The 19,063-nt window shown below is 54.1% G+C and carries 14 protein-coding genes; 2 read left to right on the top strand and 12 right to left on the bottom strand.

Features of this window, described 5'->3' with window-relative positions; translation table 11 throughout:
* Positions 1-125: 125 nt before the first annotated feature.
* The 4 genes from EDM54_RS23595 to uvrB all read right to left on the bottom strand — a co-directional run bounded on the left by EDM54_RS23595 (position 126) and on the right by uvrB (position 6,306).
* Positions 126-485: a phage holin family protein gene (locus EDM54_RS23595; protein ID WP_003388254.1), complete on the bottom strand. Its 360-nt coding sequence runs from the start codon at positions 483-485 to the stop codon at positions 126-128.
* Positions 486-532: 47 nt separating this feature from the next.
* The gene (locus tag EDM54_RS23590) at positions 533-1,162 is read right to left on the bottom strand and encodes an HD domain-containing protein (protein WP_031932632.1); all 630 of its coding nucleotides are present in this window, start codon (positions 1,160-1,162) and stop codon (positions 533-535) included.
* A gap of 285 nt (positions 1,163-1,447) precedes the next feature.
* A complete protein-coding gene (uvrA, locus tag EDM54_RS23585) occupies positions 1,448-4,315 on the bottom strand; it encodes an excinuclease ABC subunit UvrA (protein WP_003388257.1) in 2,868 nt (955 codons plus the stop codon).
* A gap of 14 nt (positions 4,316-4,329) precedes the next feature.
* A complete protein-coding gene (uvrB, locus tag EDM54_RS23580) occupies positions 4,330-6,306 on the bottom strand; it encodes an excinuclease ABC subunit UvrB (protein WP_003388258.1) in 1,977 nt (658 codons plus the stop codon).
* A gap of 172 nt (positions 6,307-6,478) precedes the next feature.
* Between uvrB and EDM54_RS23575 the strand changes: the two genes are divergently transcribed.
* Positions 6,479-7,414, top strand: a complete 936-nt coding sequence (locus EDM54_RS23575) for a flagellar hook assembly protein FlgD (RefSeq protein WP_003388259.1) — start codon at positions 6,479-6,481, stop codon at positions 7,412-7,414.
* Positions 7,415-7,543: 129 nt separating this feature from the next.
* Here the strand turns inward: EDM54_RS23575 and EDM54_RS23570 are convergent, their stop codons facing one another.
* From EDM54_RS23570 to ftsE, 6 genes are all read right to left on the bottom strand, one after another.
* A complete protein-coding gene (locus EDM54_RS23570) occupies positions 7,544-9,283 on the bottom strand; it encodes a hypothetical protein (RefSeq protein WP_122958886.1) in 1,740 nt (579 codons plus the stop codon).
* A 184-nt stretch (positions 9,284-9,467) separates the two neighbouring features.
* Complete coding sequence (locus EDM54_RS23565; RefSeq protein WP_003388261.1) at positions 9,468-10,736, bottom strand: PDZ domain-containing protein; 1,269 nt, start codon at positions 10,734-10,736, stop codon at positions 9,468-9,470.
* 171 nt (positions 10,737-10,907) lie between these two features.
* Positions 10,908-12,383, bottom strand: coding sequence for a S41 family peptidase (locus EDM54_RS23560; RefSeq protein ID WP_003388262.1), 1,476 nt, complete (start codon positions 12,381-12,383; stop codon positions 10,908-10,910).
* Positions 12,384-12,482: 99 nt separating this feature from the next.
* Positions 12,483-13,682, bottom strand: a complete 1,200-nt coding sequence (locus tag EDM54_RS23555; RefSeq protein ID WP_003388263.1) for a murein hydrolase activator EnvC family protein — start codon at positions 13,680-13,682, stop codon at positions 12,483-12,485.
* Between the two features lie 22 nt (positions 13,683-13,704).
* A complete protein-coding gene (gene ftsX / locus EDM54_RS23550; RefSeq protein ID WP_003388264.1) occupies positions 13,705-14,601 on the bottom strand; it encodes a permease-like cell division protein FtsX in 897 nt (298 codons plus the stop codon).
* Complete coding sequence (gene ftsE, locus EDM54_RS23545; protein WP_003388266.1) at positions 14,591-15,277, bottom strand: cell division ATP-binding protein FtsE; 687 nt, start codon at positions 15,275-15,277, stop codon at positions 14,591-14,593. The genes ftsX and ftsE overlap by 11 nt, the downstream gene beginning before the upstream one ends.
* Positions 15,278-15,649: 372 nt before the next feature.
* Here ftsE and EDM54_RS23540 point away from each other — a divergent pair, with 372 nt between their 5' ends.
* Entirely contained in the window at positions 15,650-16,807 is a 1,158-nt protein-coding gene (locus EDM54_RS23540; protein WP_024985323.1) for an iron-containing alcohol dehydrogenase, read from the top strand.
* 105 nt (positions 16,808-16,912) lie between these two features.
* Here EDM54_RS23540 and EDM54_RS23535 read toward each other — a convergent pair whose 3' ends face one another.
* Both EDM54_RS23535 and EDM54_RS23530 read right to left on the bottom strand, forming a co-directional pair.
* Positions 16,913-18,493 (bottom strand): DUF4179 domain-containing protein, encoded by a 1,581-nt coding sequence (locus EDM54_RS23535; RefSeq protein WP_122958885.1) that lies wholly within the window; start codon positions 18,491-18,493, stop codon positions 16,913-16,915.
* Positions 18,486-19,055, bottom strand: coding sequence for an RNA polymerase sigma factor (locus tag EDM54_RS23530; RefSeq protein ID WP_031932636.1), 570 nt, complete (start codon positions 19,053-19,055; stop codon positions 18,486-18,488). Before EDM54_RS23530 ends, EDM54_RS23535 begins: the two co-directional genes overlap by 8 nt.
* Positions 19,056-19,063: the final 8 nt, after the last annotated feature.

The following is a 19,063-nucleotide window of genomic DNA, read 5'->3' as shown; positions in this document are numbered from 1 at the left end:
CTGTCACTTCGGAAAGACTTTCAAATGAAGACAGCCGCTTTCTTTTTCCTGATATCGTTCAGCCAGTCTTCCGGTTTTTCCAGTCAACTGGCGACAACCCGTCGTGTCCTCTCTTTCAACGCTGCCTACTTCTTTTTGCTGAGGACACCTTCAATGATCCATCCAAACAAGCTCATCAGCACCGCTGCCATCAGAACCGTCCAGAATGATCCCGGCCAGTTCCCCACCTCAAAGCCATCGATCAAATAGGCCGTCAGCGCAAAGGTGAGCGTATTTATCACAAACCAAAACAGCCCCAGCGTCAAAAAGTGGAGCGGCAAGGAAAAGAAAACCAGGATCGGCCTGATAAACGTGTTGACCAATCCCAAAATGAAAGCTGCCCACACCGCTACACCAAAACTGGAGAGGGTAATCGCCTCAAACCACTGGCTAATCAGCAGCAGGGCTGCACCGTTTAACAAAAGCTTGACTATCCACCGAATCATCCGTCTCCCCTCCTTCCCTCTTGATTCAGAAGCTGGCAAATTTGTCCCTAAAGCATCCCATGCAGTTCTTTCTTCCATTGTGCAAAAAAAAGCTCCATAAAGGTGTGTCGCTCTTCTGCTATACGACGAGCCGTGCTCGTCATCAGTCGTTCTTGTATGCGGCTGAGCTTCCACTCGTACTCCCTGGCTGGAGTGTGCACGGAAGGGTCATCGGAGACAATCGGCTGTCCGATTACTCCCGAGTAGGCGAAGGCACGGGCAATCCCGATCGCGCCGATTGAGTCCAGTTTGTCGGCATCGAATAAGATCTTGTCCTCTAGCGAAGTCGGAGGCCGCTCCTTGCGAAAACGGTGTGCAAGAATCACCTGCTGGACAAGCGCTGCTTGTTCTTCGGAATAACCGTACTCAGTCAGCAGCTCCGGCACGAGGCGTGCGCTGATTTCCGCATGGCACTCTCCCGTCCGCCTCTCTTCCGCACGTCCAATGTCGTGGAGCAAGGCAGCCAGCCGAAGAATTTGCATATCTGCGCCTTCCTCGCGTCCGATCCGCTCACAAAGCCCGATGACGCGCAAGTTATGCTGCCAATCATGGGCCGGGTCCTGGCCGTCGAAAAATCGCTCCGCTTTTTTTACCAGACCCTCTGGCAAGGAAGCCAGCGCTTCTTTCACGAGCTCCATCTCTTTGCACTCTCCCTTTACATCCATCAACTGGTTGAGTGTTTTGACCAGTGACAAAACAATCGATCATTTGAATGGAATCCTCTTTACTTCATCGGAAAGAAAACCCGGAGCGATTACTCCGGGCTGTATCGTGCATCTCTTGAAGAGCGTTCTTATTTCGTTTTCGCCTGTATGTGCCAGCTTGGAAATATAAGCATATTTTGCTGATATCTTTGCGCAATCTTGGATGACGCACTTATAGTCCATTATACTCACAAGCACTCCCGCTCATGTCAGTTGCGCTTACTTGGAGACGAGCTCCTCCCATCTTGCGACTGTACGAGCGCGGTCGCGTTCCAGGATGGGCTTCAGGAACTGGCCCGTGTAAGAGCCCTGTACCTCCGCCAACTCCTCAGGCGTTCCCGTCCCTACGATTTGTCCGCCGCGGGTACCGCCTTCAGGTCCCAAATCGATGATGTGATCCACTGTCTTGATAACGTCCAGGTTGTGCTCGATTACCAGCACCGTATCCCCGTTTTCCACCAACCGCTGAAGCACTTTCAGCAAGCGGTCAATATCGTCAGTGTGCAGCCCGGTCGTCGGTTCATCCAGGATATAAAGGGTACGGCCGGAGCTGCGGCGGTAAAGCTCCGACGCCAGCTTGACGCGCTGCGCTTCCCCGCCCGAGAGCGTAGTGGCCGGCTGTCCCAGCTTCATGTAGCCCAGCCCCACGTCGAGCAAGGTTTGCAGCTTCCGCTCGATCCTCGGCAGGTTGCGGAAGTACTCCAGCGAATCCTCAATCGTCATTTCCAGGACGTCGGCAATGCTTTTCCCTTTGTACTTCACTTCCAGCGTCTCCCGATTGTAGCGCTTGCCGTGGCAAACCTCGCAGGGTACGTAGACGTCGGGCAGGAAATGCATTTCAATCTTGATGATCCCGTCACCGCTGCACGCTTCGCAGCGGCCGCCCTTTACGTTGAAGCTGAAGCGGCCCTTTTTGTAGCCGCGGACCTTCGCTTCGTTGGTCGAGGCAAACAGGTCGCGGATATCGTCAAACACGCCGGTATACGTGGCAGGGTTGGATCGCGGCGTGCGTCCGATCGGCGACTGGTCGATATCGATCACCTTGTCGAGGTGCTCCAGACCCGTGATCCGACGGTGCTCGCCCGGCTTTGCCTTGGCCCGGTTGAGCTCGCGTGCCAGCGCCTTGTGCAAAATCTCGTTGATCAACGTGCTCTTTCCAGAACCGGAAACGCCTGTGACAGCGACAAACAGGCCGAGCGGAATTTTCACGGTGACGTTTTTCAGGTTGTTTTCCTTTGCTCCCTCGATGGTTAGCCATTTGCCGTTTGGCTTGCGGCGCTCCATCGGAACCGGAATGAACTTGCGTCCGCTCAAGTAAGCGCCCGTCAAAGAATCGGGGTTCTCCATCACTTCCTGCGGTGTACCTGCAGCGATGACTTTGCCGCCGTGAATACCGGCACCTGGTCCAATGTCGATGATGTAGTCGCAAGCCATCATCGTATCCTCGTCGTGCTCTACGACGATCAGCGTATTGCCCAGCTTGGTCATATGCTCCAGCGTCTTGATCAGGCGGGCGTTGTCGCGCTGATGGAGACCGATGCTCGGCTCGTCCAGGATATAGAGAACGCCCATCAGACTGGAACCGATCTGGGTAGCAAGCCGGATGCGCTGCGCCTCCCCTCCGGAAAGGGTTCCCGCCGCACGGCTCAGCGTCAGGTAGTCCAGTCCGACGTCGATCAGGAAGTTGAGGCGCGCCTTGATTTCCTTGACGATCAGGTTGGCGATCTTCATTTCCTTCTCAGTCAGATCCAGTGTGTCGATAAACTCGTACGCGTCGGTGATGGACAAATCGGTCAGTTCGGAAATGCTGCGACCGCCCACCCGGACGGCCAGACTTTCCTGACGAAGGCGATGTCCTTTGCAGACAGGACAATGCTTCTGGCTCATGAAGCCTTCGATTTGTTCGCGAATATAGTCGGAGCTGGTCTCCAGATGGCGGCGCTGCAAATTGATCACGACTCCCTCGAAAGGAACGGTCGCCTCTCTGACCTGGCCAAACTCGTTTTCGTAGCGGAACTGGATTTTTTCTCCCTGGCTGCCGTACATCAGGATTTGCTTGTGCTCCTCTGGAAGCTCCTCGTACGGAATGTCCATCCGAATGTCAAAATGACGGCAAGCGGACTCCAGAAGCTGCTGATAGTACGTCGAGGACTTCGGCTCCCAGGCTCCGATGGCACCGTCGGCAAGCGACTTGGTGACGTCGGGTACAACCATGTCCGGGTCCACTTCCAGTTTGACGCCCAGACCATCGCACTCCGGGCAGGCGCCGAATGGGCTGTTGAACGAAAACATGCGCGGCTCCAGCTCGCCGATGGAAAATCCGCAGATCGGGCAGGAGTGCTTTTCACTGAACAACAGCTCTTCCTGCTCCATGACATCGACGATCACCTTTCCATCGGCCAGACGAAGCGCGGTCTCCAGCGAATCGGCCAGCCGCGCCTGAACGTCCGGCTTGACGACAATCCGGTCCACGACGACCTCAATGCTGTGCTTTTTGTTTTTCTCCAGCTTGATCTCCTCGGACAAATCGCGAATCTCGCCATCTACCCGCACGCGGACAAAGCCCTGCTTGCGGATGTCCTCCAGGAGCTTGACGTGCTCTCCTTTGCGTCCCTGAACCATCGGGGCCAAGATTTGCAGCCGGGTACGCTCAGGGTACTCCATCACGCGGTCGACCATCTGCTCAACCGTCTGGGACTGAATCTCGATGCCGTGTTCGGGACAGATCGCTCTCCCGATGCGCGCGTACAAAAGGCGCAGGTAATCGTAAATCTCGGTAACAGTCCCTACTGTAGATCGCGGGTTGCGGCTCGTCGTCTTCTGGTCGATCGAAATGGCAGGGGACAAGCCTTCGATGGAGTCGACGTCCGGCTTGTCCATCTGCCCGAGAAATTGACGGGCATAGGCGGACAGCGACTCCACATACCGCCGCTGTCCTTCGGCGTAAATCGTATCAAATGCAAGCGATGACTTCCCTGAGCCCGACAACCCCGTCAGCACGACAAACTTGTCGCGAGGAATGACGACATCGACGTTTTTCAGGTTGTGGGCACGGGCACCTTTCACCACAATATGTTCCAATGGCATGCAATTCCCTCTCCTTAGAGCTCTGCCTTCAGCTCAAGAATTAAATCACGCAATTCGGCTGCTCGCTCAAACATGAGGTTGCGTGCCGCTTCCTTCATTTCTTCTTCCATCCGCTCAATCACCTGGATGCGATCCTTCTTCGGCATCTTTTTAAAGTCGGCATGCGGCAGGTAATCTGCCTTCTCTTCCGCCACCTTGGTCGCTTCGATGACTTCGCGGACAGCCTTCTTGACCGTTTGCGGGGTAATTCCGTTCTTTTCGTTGTATTCTGTCTGGATTTTGCGGCGCCGCTCCGTCTCGCTGATCGCTGCCTTCATCGAATCGGTTATTCGGTCGGCGTACATGATGACGCGTCCCTCGGCGTTCCGGGCAGCGCGTCCGATCGTCTGGATCAGGGAGCGCTCGTTGCGCAGGAAGCCCTCTTTGTCCGCGTCGAGGATGGCGACGAGCGAAACTTCCGGCAAGTCGAGCCCCTCCCGCAGCAGGTTGATCCCGATCAGCACGTCAAATTCCCCCAGACGCAAGGAACGCAAAATTTGCATCCGCTCGATCGTCTTGATGTCGGAGTGCAAATAGCGAACCTTGATGCCGATATCCTTCAGGTAATCGGTCAGATCTTCCGCCATCTTTTTCGTCAAGGTCGTCACCAAAACCCGTTCGTCCTTGGCGATAGTGGCCTGAATCTCGCCGATCAGATCGTCGATTTGCCCCTTGATCGGGCGGACGGTCACAGTCGGGTCCACCAGACCCGTCGGGCGAATAACCTGTTGGACGACTTCCGGACAGTGCTCAAGCTCGTAGGGACCCGGGGTCGCGGAAATGTAGATCGCCTGCTTCAGCTTCGCTTCGAATTCCTCGAATTTCAGCGGTCTGTTGTCTCTCGCTGACGGCAGACGGAAGCCGTGCTCTACGAGAACATCCTTGCGTGCCCGGTCACCGTTGTACATGGCACGTACCTGGGGCAGGGTCATATGCGACTCGTCCATAACGACGAGAAAGTCGTCGGGAAAATAATCGATCAGTGTATACGGCGCGTGTCCTTCCGGCAAGCCGGTCAGATGGCGGGAGTAGTTTTCAATCCCGGAGCAGAAGCCCATCTCCATCATCATCTCGATGTCGTAGCGGGTGCGCTGCTCCAGACGCTGCGCTTCCAGCAGCTTGCCTGCCGCGCGAAACTCCGCGAGCCTCGCCTCCAGCTCCATCTCGATGCTTTGGACGGCGCGCTTCATTTTTTCTTCGCGCGTTACGTAGTGGGAAGCTGGGAAAATCGCTACATGATCGCGCTGCCCGAGGATTTCCCCGGTCAGGACATCAATCTCTGTGATCCGTTCGATTTCATCGCCGAAAAACTCGACGCGGATCGCCTGCTCGCTTTGCGAAGCCGGGAAAATTTCCACGACGTCTCCCCGTACGCGGAACGTCCCGCGAACGAAGTTGATATCGTTGCGGTCGTACTGGATGTCCACCAGGCGATGAAGGATTTCGTCGCGGCTTTTTTCCATCCCGACCCGAAGCGACAGCAGCAGCTCTCTGTATTCCTCGGGCGAACCCAAGCCGTAAATGCACGACACCGACGCCACGATAATCACGTCACGCCGCTCAAACAACGCGCTGGTCGCGGAGTGGCGCAACTTGTCGATCTCGTCGTTGATGCTGGAATCTTTTTCGATATACGTATCCGATTGGGGAATGTACGCTTCCGGTTGATAGTAATCGTAGTAGCTGACGAAGTATTCCACCGCGTTGTTCGGGAAAAACTCCTTGAACTCGGCACAAAGCTGGGCAGCCAACGTCTTGTTGTGGGCCATTACCAGCGTCGGCTTGTTTACCTGGGCAATTACCTGAGCAATCGTAAAGGTCTTTCCCGTACCGGTCGCGCCCAGCAATGTCTGGTGCCGCTTTCCGGCGAGCACACCCTCCACCAGTCCGGCAATGGCTGTCGGCTGGTCTCCGGACGGCTGAAACTCCGATACCAATTCAAAACGGTCCATTCCCTCGTTCATCTCCTTGTCACATCTCATTTCCATTATAACACAATCATTCAAAAAATAAGCCGCAAATTCGAACAAATGTTTGTCTTTACTCTCAAGCAGATTTTACCGATACATTGTAAAGAAGAATGTGAACGTACTGAAGTACCCGTCAGAGACAGGGAGGACAGCCATGTCAGATACAAACACCGTCAATAACAGCACTCACATACAGCCCCATTTGAGCTATAAAGGCAAAAAGGAGTTTTCCACCGAGCTGGACCAGAATGCCTTTATGAAGCTGATGCTGGAGCAGTTGAAACAGCAGGACCCGCTCTCTCCGATGGACAATTCGCAATTCCTGCAGCAAACGAGCATGATGACCATGGTTGAGAAGCTGACCAAGATGGCCAGCCTGATGGAGCAGTCCAACAACAGCATGCTGACCCTGCGGGAATACGAAGCGCTGGTCGGCAGAACAGCCAGCTACGACATGCAGAAAAAGGACGAAATGACGGGCGAAGTGACCCATGAGAAAAAATCGGGAGTCATCGACGCCGTATACCTCGATCAAGGAAAAATCTACTTCCGCATCCAGGGCGAACAAACGCCAGTCCCCCGCGAATGGATCGAGGGTCTGGAATCGAAAGGCTTGTCCGGAAACAGTCTGGACAACAGCCTGAAGTACGCCGAGATGATCGGAAAAGAAGTGTCCTATACGGAGTCGAAGCAGGTGGACAAGGATGGAAACCCTGACACCACGGACGACGTCACTTCCGTCGATGAAGTCAAAAACGGAGTCATTGTCGGATTCACGATGAAAGACAATGCCGTGCAATTCCAGCTGGACAACGGAACCTCGATCAAGCTGGAAAACATCAAGGGCATGTCGGTCAAGCCGGACAATGTGCGAATGGACAATACCCTCCAATATGCCCAGATGATCGGCTATACAATCACCTATACGGACTCGTCCACCCAACCAGACGGAACGGCATCGACCAGCGAGCTCACAGGTGTGATCAAAGCGGTCAGCATGAAAAATGGCCTGATCGAATTCGTTCTCGACGACGACAAGAAGGTAAAGCTGAACCAAATCATCGGGTACGAAGCGCAGGCATATGCGTAAACAGATTATTGTGTGGATGCAAGCAAACTGTGGATGCTAGCAAACGCATCAGCGAACCGTTGCAAGCAACAAGCCAAAAGCCGTTCGGATTCCATTTCCGAACGGCTTTTCCTTTTGTGCACCCTGCTTTTATTCATCCACGATTACTTTTCCGGTCAAAGCGTCAACATAAACGGTCGTATCCACCCGGAGGTCCGGTCCACAGAAGCAGTGGGCACGCGATTGTCGGAACGACAGATCATACACCAGCTTCCACTCCGGTTTGTCCTCCCGCTTTGACTGCTGCTTCACATACACAAGCTCCAGCGGATATGCTTGCAGCAGGGCATTTAAAGCTGCCTGTTCGGAGATGGCTTGGGTCCGCTCGGGAAATTTCACCTGATCGTAAGGTTCTGTTCTCAGCTCGCGGATGGAGCCGTCCAAAGGATTGACCTCAACGACGTATGCTCCTTCTTCTGCGGTTTGCCCGCTTTTTGCCACAGGCAGTCCCCCAACCACCGGATCTGCCAGCCAAATGCTCCGTTCTTCGTTCCCCGCATCAACAACCCGGAACTGCCGAGTTCCTGCTGGCAGCAGCTTTTCGATCAAGGAAACAGCTGATTTGAGGTCTCTGCTCTTGTCTGTTTTTTTCCGGGGAGACGTCCCATCGTTTTGTTTCATGCTGATCAGCTTGCCCGTCTTGGCCTCAACCTCTACGAGCAGATGATATCTGTTCTCTCCCTTTGCATCGTCCGGAAAATTCCCCAGGTGGTACGGCTTCTCCTGATCAGCGACATCTTTGTTAAACATCCCCCAGATATAGAAGCGGTGCTGTTCTCCGTTTTCCATGTCCTTTGAAATAACCGACAACGGCCATTTATCTACGTCTGCGCGGGCGATTTCCTTGGCGAATGCTTTTACCTCCGCCTCAGTCTTCAAAGCGGCGTAGCTGCCTTTTCCTGCTAAGGAGACCATTTGCGGCTTTTTCTGAGGGGCCTGCATTCGTTTTCCCGTAAAGGCATCGATGGCACTGCCGGTATGCGGGCCTTCCACGATTCCTCCCTTGATGGCATAAACCAGCCTAGCCTGAGGTTGGCGAGCTTCTGCTTCTGACACTGGCGCAGCTTGGTCCGGCAGCATGTACATCAGCTCCAGCGGCTTGCTTTCTGCAAAGCGCTGGTGAGCCGTGGTCATTGACAGCACGCGCTGCGGCGACGGCATTTCCTTGTGATCGATCGGTTCATAAAGGGCACCGTTGAGCGTGCGAAAGCCAATGATCCGCCCTGTCGCATCGACCGTGACCAAACAGTCGTACGCATCATTCAGCGCTACTTGGTTATGCTTGCGGACAAACCGAACCGTAAACGTACCGTCTTGATCCATTTCGTCTTGGCGAATTCCGCCTTGGCGAGTTCCGTCCTGACGGGTGACGTCTCGTGCTTCGTATGATTTTCCAAAAGGATGAAGGCCATACAGAAAGGCGGCAGCCCTCGACCTGACGACCTCCTCGGTCAGCAGCCCTGTTTGGTGGGTTGAAGCACCCGACGGCTTCAGCTCCAGCACCAGCAGATTTCCTGATTGACTGTCAAATATCGCCTGATCTTGCGGCTCCCCATCTTTATTTCCTGCCATGATAAACGAGACTCGATCGCCGCTGACGCCGGGACCGTCAACCGGACCATCGTAAACGACTGAGCCGTTTCGCAGCTCAGGAATCAGCCGGGTTACATTTTGAATCCCCTTGGATATCGCTACCGGTACAGGAGTGACCGCTGCCGCCGCTTTTGCTGCTGACGCTTGGCCTGGAGAGGCGAACGGGAATGAAAGCAGACTGGCTGTTATGACAGTTCCGGCGCATAAGCGCAGCGCATGTTTTCTATATCGGTTCATGCAGATTGTATCCCCCTTTATCCACTATTCTAAAAAGACGCGTGAAGGGGCTGTCTTGTTACAAAGCGAGTGTATAAAAAAACCGGGAAGTCTGCTCACTTTTGCTTTCTCCCAATAGAAAAAGCGCAGAGCCTTTTCCCGCGCTTTTTTTGTTGGATAATAAGCCTTCCCTTGGAAGCTGCCTTTACGCTCCGAGATTGATCTTTTCCAGCTTCTGCTTCACTAGTTGAACAACGCTTGCTTGCTGCATATCGACAAACACTCTCGTATTTGCATCCGGCACCACGATAATCCCCAACTGATGGTGGTTGCCGGCGTATACGGCGCACTGGACGAATTTGACCTCGCCATCCAGGGTGAGCACTTCCATCTTGCAGAAGGCGGGATTGACTTGCAAGGCAGGGTACAAATCCTCTTTGTTTCGCACGGATACGCCATTTACCTTGACGATAATTTCTCCCGGCCTGATCCCGATCTCCTCTGCGGGAGTCCCCGGAAGAACTGCCATTACCTTGATTCCCCGCGTGGATTGGATAAAATATGGAGCCTTTTGCCGCTCCTGCCACTGGCTCAGCCAGAATAGACCTTCGTGGCCGATGAGTGCAAACACTGCAGCCAGAAGGATCAGCGGCATCCACAATGCTGCCAGCGCAGTCAATCCGAGCAGCACAACCGCATACAGCGCCAATTGCCTGGATATTTGCCCCGCCCGCTGAGCTGGCGTCTCCGTCTGCGTCAAAGCAGAAAAACCGGTGACCGAAGGGAGCAGCAGCAACGCAAAGGATGCAGCGCCGGGGGCAAAAAACGGCCAGCCCGGATACAGCGATCCGCTAAAGCTTCCCGCCTCTACAGGCACGAACAGCGCAAGCGGCGTCACCCAAAACGAGTGCAGCAGATAAGCCCCGACAATCCGTCCACGCTGTCCCTCCACGAATAACGGCGACGCATCCCGCCCCCTGTTCCAACGGACCAGAAAGGCCTCAATCAAGTGCATGATGGCTACGAGCGCCAAAAGCGGCACCGGCTTAGCCTGGACGAGCATGCCCCAGAGCAGCCCGATCCCGGGTACGGAAGAGACGTCTGGAAAGACCTTGGCAACTGCGTGAAAAAGCGTCAACAGCCCTGCACCATAGGCAAAACAGAGAAAGCGCAGCCGGATTAGGGCCAAAACTGCCGCAAAACCCCACAGCAGCCAGAGATCCTGTATTTGTACGGCAACCCCAAGTACGGCCGCCAAAAGAGAAATCAGCAATCCTCCCACGATGCCCATGCCGAGAGAGCGAATCGTCTGCTGGAGGGGGAATTGAATGCGAACGGCAAACAGTTGTCTTTCCAGCAGCATCTGGCGCCGGTAGTGCAAATAAATAAACAGCAGAAACACGTAAAAAACAGGGTTAAAAAGAAAACCGCCAAACCCGGCCAGCACCGATAGAACATCACCTTGCAACGCCATATGCCTCACCTCGCATAAACAGCTTTCGAAAACGTGACGGTGCCAAGCTATTGGCAACGTCATCGCAGCACTCTTCTTGTCAGCTTCAGTCAAAAAAGAAACCACGGCCATTCATAGCCGTGGTAACCATTTCTACGGAAGGCAGGAGATTCCCTGCCTTTTCCGCCTGGATTATTTTGCCTTGTTCTGCTGAGCAACTACTTCGAGCGCCTTTTGCAGTTGAAGGTCATTTTCCGGTTTGCGTATTTCTTCACGCAGACTGTCTTCCATCGCTGTCCGCGTCGCCTGATCAACCTTTCCGGTCGCCGGCAGCTTGTGGGCAGTCTGGAATTTCTTCACGGCCTGCTCCGTCTTCTCGTCAAAGTAACCGTCGTCACGGCCCGGAGAGAGCTTCAGCCCGGTCAGGATCAACTGCAGGTTCTTGACATCGCTGCCCGCCATGTCCCTAGAAAGCACTTTGTCTGTCGGCAATTGAGTCGCGTTGAAGTACGCAGGCTGCTCTACTTTCACGTCAGGTTCGATGCCTTTTTCGTGAATCCAATTGCCTTTTGGCGTCAGCCACTTGGCGATGGTCAGCTTCAACTGGCTCTTGTCGGCCATTTCCATCGTACTTTGGACGGTTCCTTTGCCAAAGGATTTCTCCCCGACGAGCTTGTAGCCTCCGCTTTCGCTCATCGCTCCGGCAAGAATCTCCGACGCGCTCGCGCTGCCGCCGTTGATCAGGACCGCGATCGGGTACGGCTTGGCAGCGTCTGTCTTGGAAAAATACTCTTCGCGCTGTTTGTTGGCAGAACCGTATTCAATTTCGACGATCTTGCCCTTGTTTGGTATCAACGTTTCGCCGATTTCCTTCACAGCCAGCAAATAGCCGCCAGGATTTCCGCGGACGTCAATGATCAAACCGCCGATTCCCTTTTTCTCCAGATCAGTCAACTGATCCGTAAAATGCTTGGATGTGTCGGAGGAGAATTGCGTCAGGCTGATGACTCCCACCTTGACTCCGTTCTTCTCCATGATTTGACTCGTCACTGTCTCAATCGGAATATCGTCGCGGACGCAGACGACCGTGAGCGGCTCTGCTACTCCCGGACGGGCGATCTTCAGGACCGCTTTCGTACCTTTCGGACCGCGGATTTTGGTAACGGCCTGATGGAGATCAAGCCCTTCGAGCGACTCGCCGTTTACGCTGAGAATCTGGTCGTTGGGACGCAAGCCCGCACGTTCGGCCGGGGAGCCCTTAAAGGGCGATACCACGGTCACACGTCCGTTCTGCATCGTCACCTCCGTACCGATTCCCTGGAACGTCGAATGCAGCGTAGAGTTGAATTCTTCCGCCGATGTCGGGTCCATGTAATCGCTGTACGGATCTTTCAGGGAACCGACCATGCCGCCGATAGCCCCTTCAACCAATTGATCCGTCGTCACATCCTGAATGTACTCCTGCTTGATGGCCGAAAACGCATCAAGCAGCTTTTTGAATTCTTTCGGGTATTCCTGGCTCCCGGTGAACAGAGAGCCTGCCGCTGCGGTAACAGCCGTAGCGTTACTCGAACCGGCGGACGTCTTCATCAAACCCATGGTCAAAAAGCTGCTCGCGACCATGGTGACGATCACGAGGGCAAACACGGAACGTCCATTCCATTTCATCGTCACGACACCATCCTTTGTGCTCCCCGGTGGAAAAGGTATGCAGCTAGTGTATGCAAATCTGTCAGGCAATATTTGCCTGAACGTCTCCGGAACGCGCTAGCGAAGGTACGGCATCGGATCGACAGCCACTTCGTTTTTGTACACGGTGAAATGCAAATGGTTGCCTGTAGAACGGCCGGTCGATCCGACCTCGGCAATTTTCTGGCCTTTATCTACTTTTTGTCCCACCGACACCTTGATGCCGCCCTCACGGATGTGCCCGTAAAGCGTGGTAATCTCGGGACTGTGCTTGATCATCACCGCGTTGCCGAAGCCTCCGTAGTAGCCGGCGAAGACGACAATGCCCGGAGCAGCTGCCTTGATCGGAGTTCCTTTCGGGGCTGCCATATCTACTCCATTATGCCCAGCAGAGCGGCCGGTAAACGGGTCTCTGCGCACTCCGAAGCCGGAGGACCAGCGGAACAGCCCATCGTCGATCGGCAGTCCAAGCTGCCCGCCCTTGTAGCCGTTGCTGCTGGAGCTGAGCGCACGTACTCTTTCAGCGTACTTTGCCTCTTCCTGTTTTACAAGGGCCAATAATTGCTGGCCGTATTCTTCCAGGCTCTCATTCAGCTGCTCTTCTTGCTTTTGCAGTTCGGCCTTCACGACAACGCTCCGCTTGTACTGCTTGTCCAATTCGGCTTTCAAATCTTCCGCCTCTTCGTACATTCCTGCGTACACGGTGAGCTGGTGGTCGATCTCTTTTTTCTTCTTTTCAATCGTGTCTTTGTCCCGCTTGTTGTCTTCGAGAATTTTGGTATCCTGCTCCAAAATCAGCTTCAATCCCTGCATGCGGGTCAGAAAATCGCCAAAATCGGACGCGCCCAGCAATACGTCCAGATAAGAGACGTTGCCGCGCTCATACATAACCTTGACACGCGTCTTCAGCAGGGCATCCCGCTTGGCGACCCGGTCGATGGCCTCGTCGAGCTGGTCCTGTGCTTCTGCTGCCTTTACCTTGGTCACTTCCATCTCGTTTTCGAGCTTGTCCAGCTTTTTCTGGGTTTCGTTGCGGCGAAGGTCAATCGCCATCAGCTCTGTTTCCAGGTCTTTTGTCTGCTTCTGGACCGAAGCGATTTGTTGCTTGGTCGCCTCTACCTTCTTTTTCTGTGCTCTCGTTTTTTGTTGAATAGCTTTCAATTCCTGATTGATTTTGTCTAGGGATGACTTGCTTGCTGCCCAACTGACGGTTGAAGGTGCGGCGGAGACAGCCAGAAGGCCTGTCACCAGTATGGATAGCAGTATCTTCTTCCTCATAGTTCTCCTCCCTAGTAAGTGATTACACCCGCAAAAAGCGGCGTACGGACACCAGACTGCCCCAAATGCCGATGAAGGCCCCGATGGCCAGCAGCGCCAATGCCACTTGATAGACGAGCGGGAACAGCGGCAGCAGTTGGAACATTTGCGATGCGATCAGGCTTCCATTGATCGCGTCTACCAGATAGTGATAGCTGATAATCAGAATGACGATCGGAATCAGGGCGCCCATGATGCCCATCAGAAGTCCTTCGACAAAGAACGGCCAACGGATAAACCAGTTGGTCGCACCGACCAGCTTCATGATCTCGATCTCCCTGCGACGAGCTACAATCGTCAGCTTGATCGTATTGGCGATCAGGAACATCGCGGTGAAGCCCAGGCCGATGATGAAGCCGATCCCCACGTTGCGGACGGCCCCGGTGGCGGCAAACAGCTTTTCCACCGTTCCTTCGCCGTAGTTGATGCTGCTGACGAACTCCAGCTTCTTGAGCTCGCTCGCGACAGCGGCCGTTTCCTGCGGCAGCTTGGTCTTGACGACAAAGGCGTCAGGCAAAGGATTCTCCTTGTCCATTCCCTCGAACAGGTACGCCTTTTCGCCCATGCTCTCCCTCAGTTGCTTCAGTCCCTCGTCTTTCGGAATAAACTGAACGGACGCCACTTTGGGAATCGACTTAATATTTTGTTCCAGCGACGCGATGTTGTCTTTTGTCGCAAGGGTGTCGATAAATACGCGAATCTCGACTTGCTTTTCGACGTTTTGGGCGAAGAAGTTGACGTTCATCGCCAAAATCAGAAACACGCCCAAAATCAGCAGGGTAATGGTCACGGCGCTGATGGAAGCGAAGGTCATCCAGCCGTTTCTGACGAGGTTTTTAACCCCTTCACGGGCGTGGCGTCCCAGCGTTCTAATCTTCATAACCGTATTCCCCTCTCTGCTCGTCGCGGGCAATTTGTCCCGCCTCGATGGCAACTACCCGCTTTCTCATGGTGTTTACAATCTCCCGGTTATGCGTAGCCATGACGACCGTCGTTCCCCGCTGGTTGATCTCTTCAAACAGCTTCATGATCTCCCACGAGGTTTCCGGGTCCAGGTTGCCCGTCGGTTCGTCCGCGATGATGATCCCCGGGTTGTTTACCAGCGCCCGCGCCAACGCGACACGCTGCTGTTCGCCGCCGGACAGCTCGCTCGGCAGCATTTTTGCCTTGTGCTTCAGCTTGACAAGCCCCAGTACATCCATGACGCGCGGCTTGATCTGTTTCGGCGAAGCTTCGATGACTTCCATGGCGAAGGCCACGTTTTCGAAAACGCTCAAGGTCGGGAGCAGCTTGAAATCCTGGAATACGACGCCGATACTGCGCCGCACCATCGGAATTTGGCGCTCCTTGATCCGGCTAACATTGAATCCCCCGAGAAAAATCTGCCCCTTCGTCGGCTTTTCCTCGCGGTACATCAGCTTGATGAAGGTCGATTTTCCCGCACCGCTCGGTCCTACTACATACACGAATTCGCCCTTTTCGATGCGAATATTGATCCCTTTCAAGGCATTCGTGCCATTGGGATAGGTTTTCCAGACGTCAAACATCTCGATCAAGCAAATCACATCCTACATTGTCAGATCCATATGTCTATGCTCTCTAGATCCTCGTTTTTATGTACACACGCAAATAAATGAATAACCGTCCTTATCCGACAAAGCTTGCATCCATCCGTCTTATGCTGCCGCGAGATGGTAAAATACGACAGCGCATATAGCCATCCGTTCTATTATACCACCGTGTTTCGAGGATGGTATCCACTAAATCTCTCATTTCTTGTCGAATCGATATCTCTTTTTGTTTTTGATCGGTTTCCTTCGGCTGGATTTGCGGTTTTTCCCTGCACTTTGCTGCCCATCGTCACCTGGTTTGTTTGATTTCCCTTGGCTACAATAAAAGAGTACGACTCGTAAAGGAGGCTTTTTGCGTTGAATAATTTTATTTACCATAACCCGACCGAATTGATTTTCGGAAAGGGACAATTGTCTCATTTGAAGGATAAGGCCGCCAAGCTCGGAGCTTCCGTCCTGCTCGTTTACGGAGGCGGCAGCATCAAGCGCACCGGTCTGTACGACAAAATTATCTCCCTGCTTCAGGAGGCAGGCTGCCAGGTTCATGAGCTAGCAGGCGTAGAGCCGAACCCTCGCCTGTCGACTGTAAAAAAAGGCATCGGCATTTGCCGAGAGCAGGGTGTCAATTGGATTTTGGCTGTCGGCGGCGGAAGCGTGATCGACGCATCCAAAGCAATCGCTGTCGGCGTACCGTACCAAGGGGACGTCTGGGATTTCTACACCCGCAAGGCGACACCGCAAAAAGCGCTCCCGATCGGCACCGTTCTGACGCTCGCCGCAACGGGCTCCGAAATGAACCGCGGCAGCGTGGTGACAAACTGGGAGACGCAAGAGAAGTTTGGCGGCACTACCACGTTCCCGACCTTCTCGATCCTCGATCCGGAGAATACCTTCTCCGTACCACGGGACCAGACGATCTACGGCATGTGCGACATCATGTCCCACGTATTTGAACAGTATTTCAGCCACACCCCGGAAATCCCGCTGCAAACGCGCTTTGCGGAAGCCATCCTGAAGACAGTCATCGAAAATGCCGAGCGCGTGCTGGCCAATCCGGAAGATTACGACGCCCGCGCCAACATCCTCTACTGCGGAACGATGGCATTAAACGGCACACTGCCGGTCGGAGTGGAAACCGACTGGGCTACCCACTCCATCGAGCACGCGGTCAGCGCCGTCTACGACATTCCGCATGGCGGCGGTCTGGCGATTATTTTCCCGAAATGGATGCGTTATGTCTACCGCGAAAATGTGGAGCGCTTCAAGCGCTACGCGACAGAGGTATGGGGCGTCGATCCGGCAGGCAAAACGGATGACGAAATTGCCCTCGCCGGGATTGAGGCGACAGAGGCATTCTTCGCCCGCATCGGTGCACCTACCAGGCTGGCTGACTATCAGATCGGTGATGAAAAGCTTCAACTGATGGCCGAGAAGGCAACGCCGTTCGGGCCGATTGGACGCTTTAAAAAGCTGGCTAGCGAAGATGTGGCCGAGATTTTGCGGATGTGCCTCTAAGCATTCAGGAACAAAAAAAGGGGATAGGAGCCATTACACGGGCTTCTATCCCTTTTTTGCTTTTTTGGGCTGCGGGAAGACGTATGCCCCCATGTCAGAAAAGGCTCATTTCTCCGGTGTCTTGCTCGTTTGCTTGACCGGCAATTCGACGCTCCAGTCGACATCCGCATACCTTTTGGTCACGGCCGATAAGGAAATCGTCAGCTGTTTCGGGATTTGCTCCATCTCTCCCACATCCAGACCGAACCTCATAATTTCTCTGCCTTGGGCATCTTTCCCGATGCTGTCGTAGGAAGCGCCGTTAATCGGATAGGACTTCCCGCTCTCATCCGTAATTACCCACCAAACATACTCAATGGAGGAAATGTCCCGGAGAGCTGCTTCCACCGTAAGAACCGTACTGTTTTCGCGGACCCGAGGGTCTTCCGCTTTCAAGCTTTTCACCGTAAACAGACTTCCCTTGTACTCGACGCTCTTCGGCTCAGCCGCCAGCTTCTCCGGCTGGAATGAAAACGTCAGGTCTGCCGGTTCTGTCACATGTACGGCGTCCAACACAAACGTAAACGGACCGCTTTCTCCAAATGGCACGTAGGCAGTATTCCACGTAAAGTGTCCGTATCGGTCGCCGGAACCCCGTCCCTCCGTCAGCATTCCCTGCTCGAGACCCTGGCCTTCATTTTTATAGGCAGTTACGTCATTGCCGTTTTTGTCCAGTATCCGATACTCCAGGCGATACTGCTGATACGGGACATAAGGAGCGTAATCCGGGTTTTGCGTTTTTCCCGTCATCTCCCGGGCATATTGTGAAAGCCTCTTTTTCGCTCCTTCATCCCATTTGGTTTCAATCCCCAGCACTGTAGACGAGGGAGCTTCTGTTACCGTGTGAAGCGAGATTTGCAGCCCTTGCGGCGTTGTGTACCGGCCATCGACGGGAATAATGCGGGTGGCGGCGATCGCTTCCTTCATGGAAAACGGCACCTCCAGCTTCCAGTGGCCTTTTATTGTTCCGATTTTCCGCACATCGATGAGCAGCTTCATCTGATCAGGAACCGGCCGCTTATCCAAATCCTCCAAGGTAAAACTGAGGTAACCGAGATGTCTCTCCCTGTCCCCTCCTCCACCGACTCCGCTGGTCAGCCGCTGATTTTTCTCGTCCGTCAGTGCGATGACTTTCTCAAGGTTCTTCCAAATCTCCTGTGGATCGATCAGAGTCCCGTCCGTCTTTTTGATTTGGTAGGATACGAACACCCGGGTAGGATCAGCCATAATCGCCTGGACTTCAATCGTAATGCCTTGGTCGGTAACAGAGGCATTGACCGATCGGGCATGCCCCTCAATCGTTGCCCTCTCGATACCCTTGTCCAGGCTTCCCTGTCCAAACAATGCTCGAACCTTCTCTTGCGCCGCTTGTGCAGCTCCCTCCGGATGCGTCTTGTTCGAAACTCCCTGTCCGATCAATGACTTTACCTGGGCGGAAAAATCCGGTGACACATATGTGCCGACTCCCGCTGCAAACAAGACCGCCCCCGCTGTGGCGATTGACATGGAGGCCCAGCGATACCAATGCCGCTTGCTTTGGCGCGGTCTGGGGCGGATCGCTGCTGTCGGCATCACAAAATCCGGAATCTTCTCCTGCTCAGCCACGCGATGCAATACGGCAGAAATCTCCTGATCGTGCTTACTCATTTGCACTCACTCCTATCTTTGACAAATGAGGTGCGTCATCTCGCCCTTGCAGTTTGGCGGCAATCAGCTTCCGGGCGTGGTGCAGCCGGGATTTCACGGTTCCCTCAAATACGCCAAGCATCTCGGCAATCTCCGCAACGCTGAAATCTCCGTAGTAGTACAAAATCACGACGGTGCGGTGTTTTACCTTCATCTCGCAAATGGCCTTCCAAATCTGCTGCTGCTCCTCTCTTTCGATCACGCTATTCAGAGGATTGGTCGACTCATCGGCCCATTCCTGATATTCGCTGACAGGTTTGTGTCTGCGAACGGCGTTGAGTGCCCGATGCGTGACGATTTTGGCAAACCAGGTCCGAAACGACACGCCTCTGTCGGGATCAAAGCGATCCAGAGACTGATACAGCTCAAACAAAGCCTCCTGTACAGCATCCTGAGCCAGCTGCCGATCGTGGATGATCAGCAAGGCTGTACGATATGCCATCGCCAAGTGAGGCCGTACCAGCTCTTCGAAGCCGGCACTATCGCCTTTTCGGTACTTGACGGATAACTCCGCTTCCTTCACAACTTGTC

Source organism: Brevibacillus borstelensis, from assembly GCF_003710865.1.
In the GTDB taxonomy this organism is placed as follows: domain Bacteria; phylum Bacillota; class Bacilli; order Brevibacillales; family Brevibacillaceae; genus Brevibacillus; species Brevibacillus borstelensis.
Note: the sequence above shows the minus strand (reverse complement) of the source record. Positions and strands in the feature narration are given on the sequence as shown.

Bases quoted from the DNA above. Each gene is read 5' to 3' on its own strand.
- EDM54_RS23595 (WP_003388254.1), bottom strand. From the start codon at position 485: ATGATTCGGTGGATAGTCAAGCTTTTGTTAAACGGTGCAGCCCTGCTG.
- EDM54_RS23590 (WP_031932632.1), bottom strand. From the start codon at position 1,162: ATGGAGCTCGTGAAAGAAGCGCTGGCTTCCTTGCCAGAGGGTCTGGTA.
- uvrA (WP_003388257.1), bottom strand. From the start codon at position 4,315: ATGCCATTGGAACATATTGTGGTGAAAGGTGCCCGTGCCCACAACCTG.
- uvrB (WP_003388258.1), bottom strand. From the start codon at position 6,306: ATGGACCGTTTTGAATTGGTATCGGAGTTTCAGCCGTCCGGAGACCAG.
- EDM54_RS23575 (WP_003388259.1), top strand. From the start codon at position 6,479: ATGTCAGATACAAACACCGTCAATAACAGCACTCACATACAGCCCCAT.
- EDM54_RS23570 (WP_122958886.1), bottom strand. From the start codon at position 9,283: ATGAACCGATATAGAAAACATGCGCTGCGCTTATGCGCCGGAACTGTC.
- EDM54_RS23565 (WP_003388261.1), bottom strand. From the start codon at position 10,736: ATGGCGTTGCAAGGTGATGTTCTATCGGTGCTGGCCGGGTTTGGCGGT.
- EDM54_RS23560 (WP_003388262.1), bottom strand. From the start codon at position 12,383: ATGAAATGGAATGGACGTTCCGTGTTTGCCCTCGTGATCGTCACCATG.
- EDM54_RS23555 (WP_003388263.1), bottom strand. From the start codon at position 13,682: ATGAGGAAGAAGATACTGCTATCCATACTGGTGACAGGCCTTCTGGCT.
- ftsX (WP_003388264.1), bottom strand. From the start codon at position 14,601: ATGAAGATTAGAACGCTGGGACGCCACGCCCGTGAAGGGGTTAAAAAC.
- EDM54_RS23535 (WP_122958885.1), bottom strand. From the start codon at position 18,493: ATGAGTAAGCACGATCAGGAGATTTCTGCCGTATTGCATCGCGTGGCT.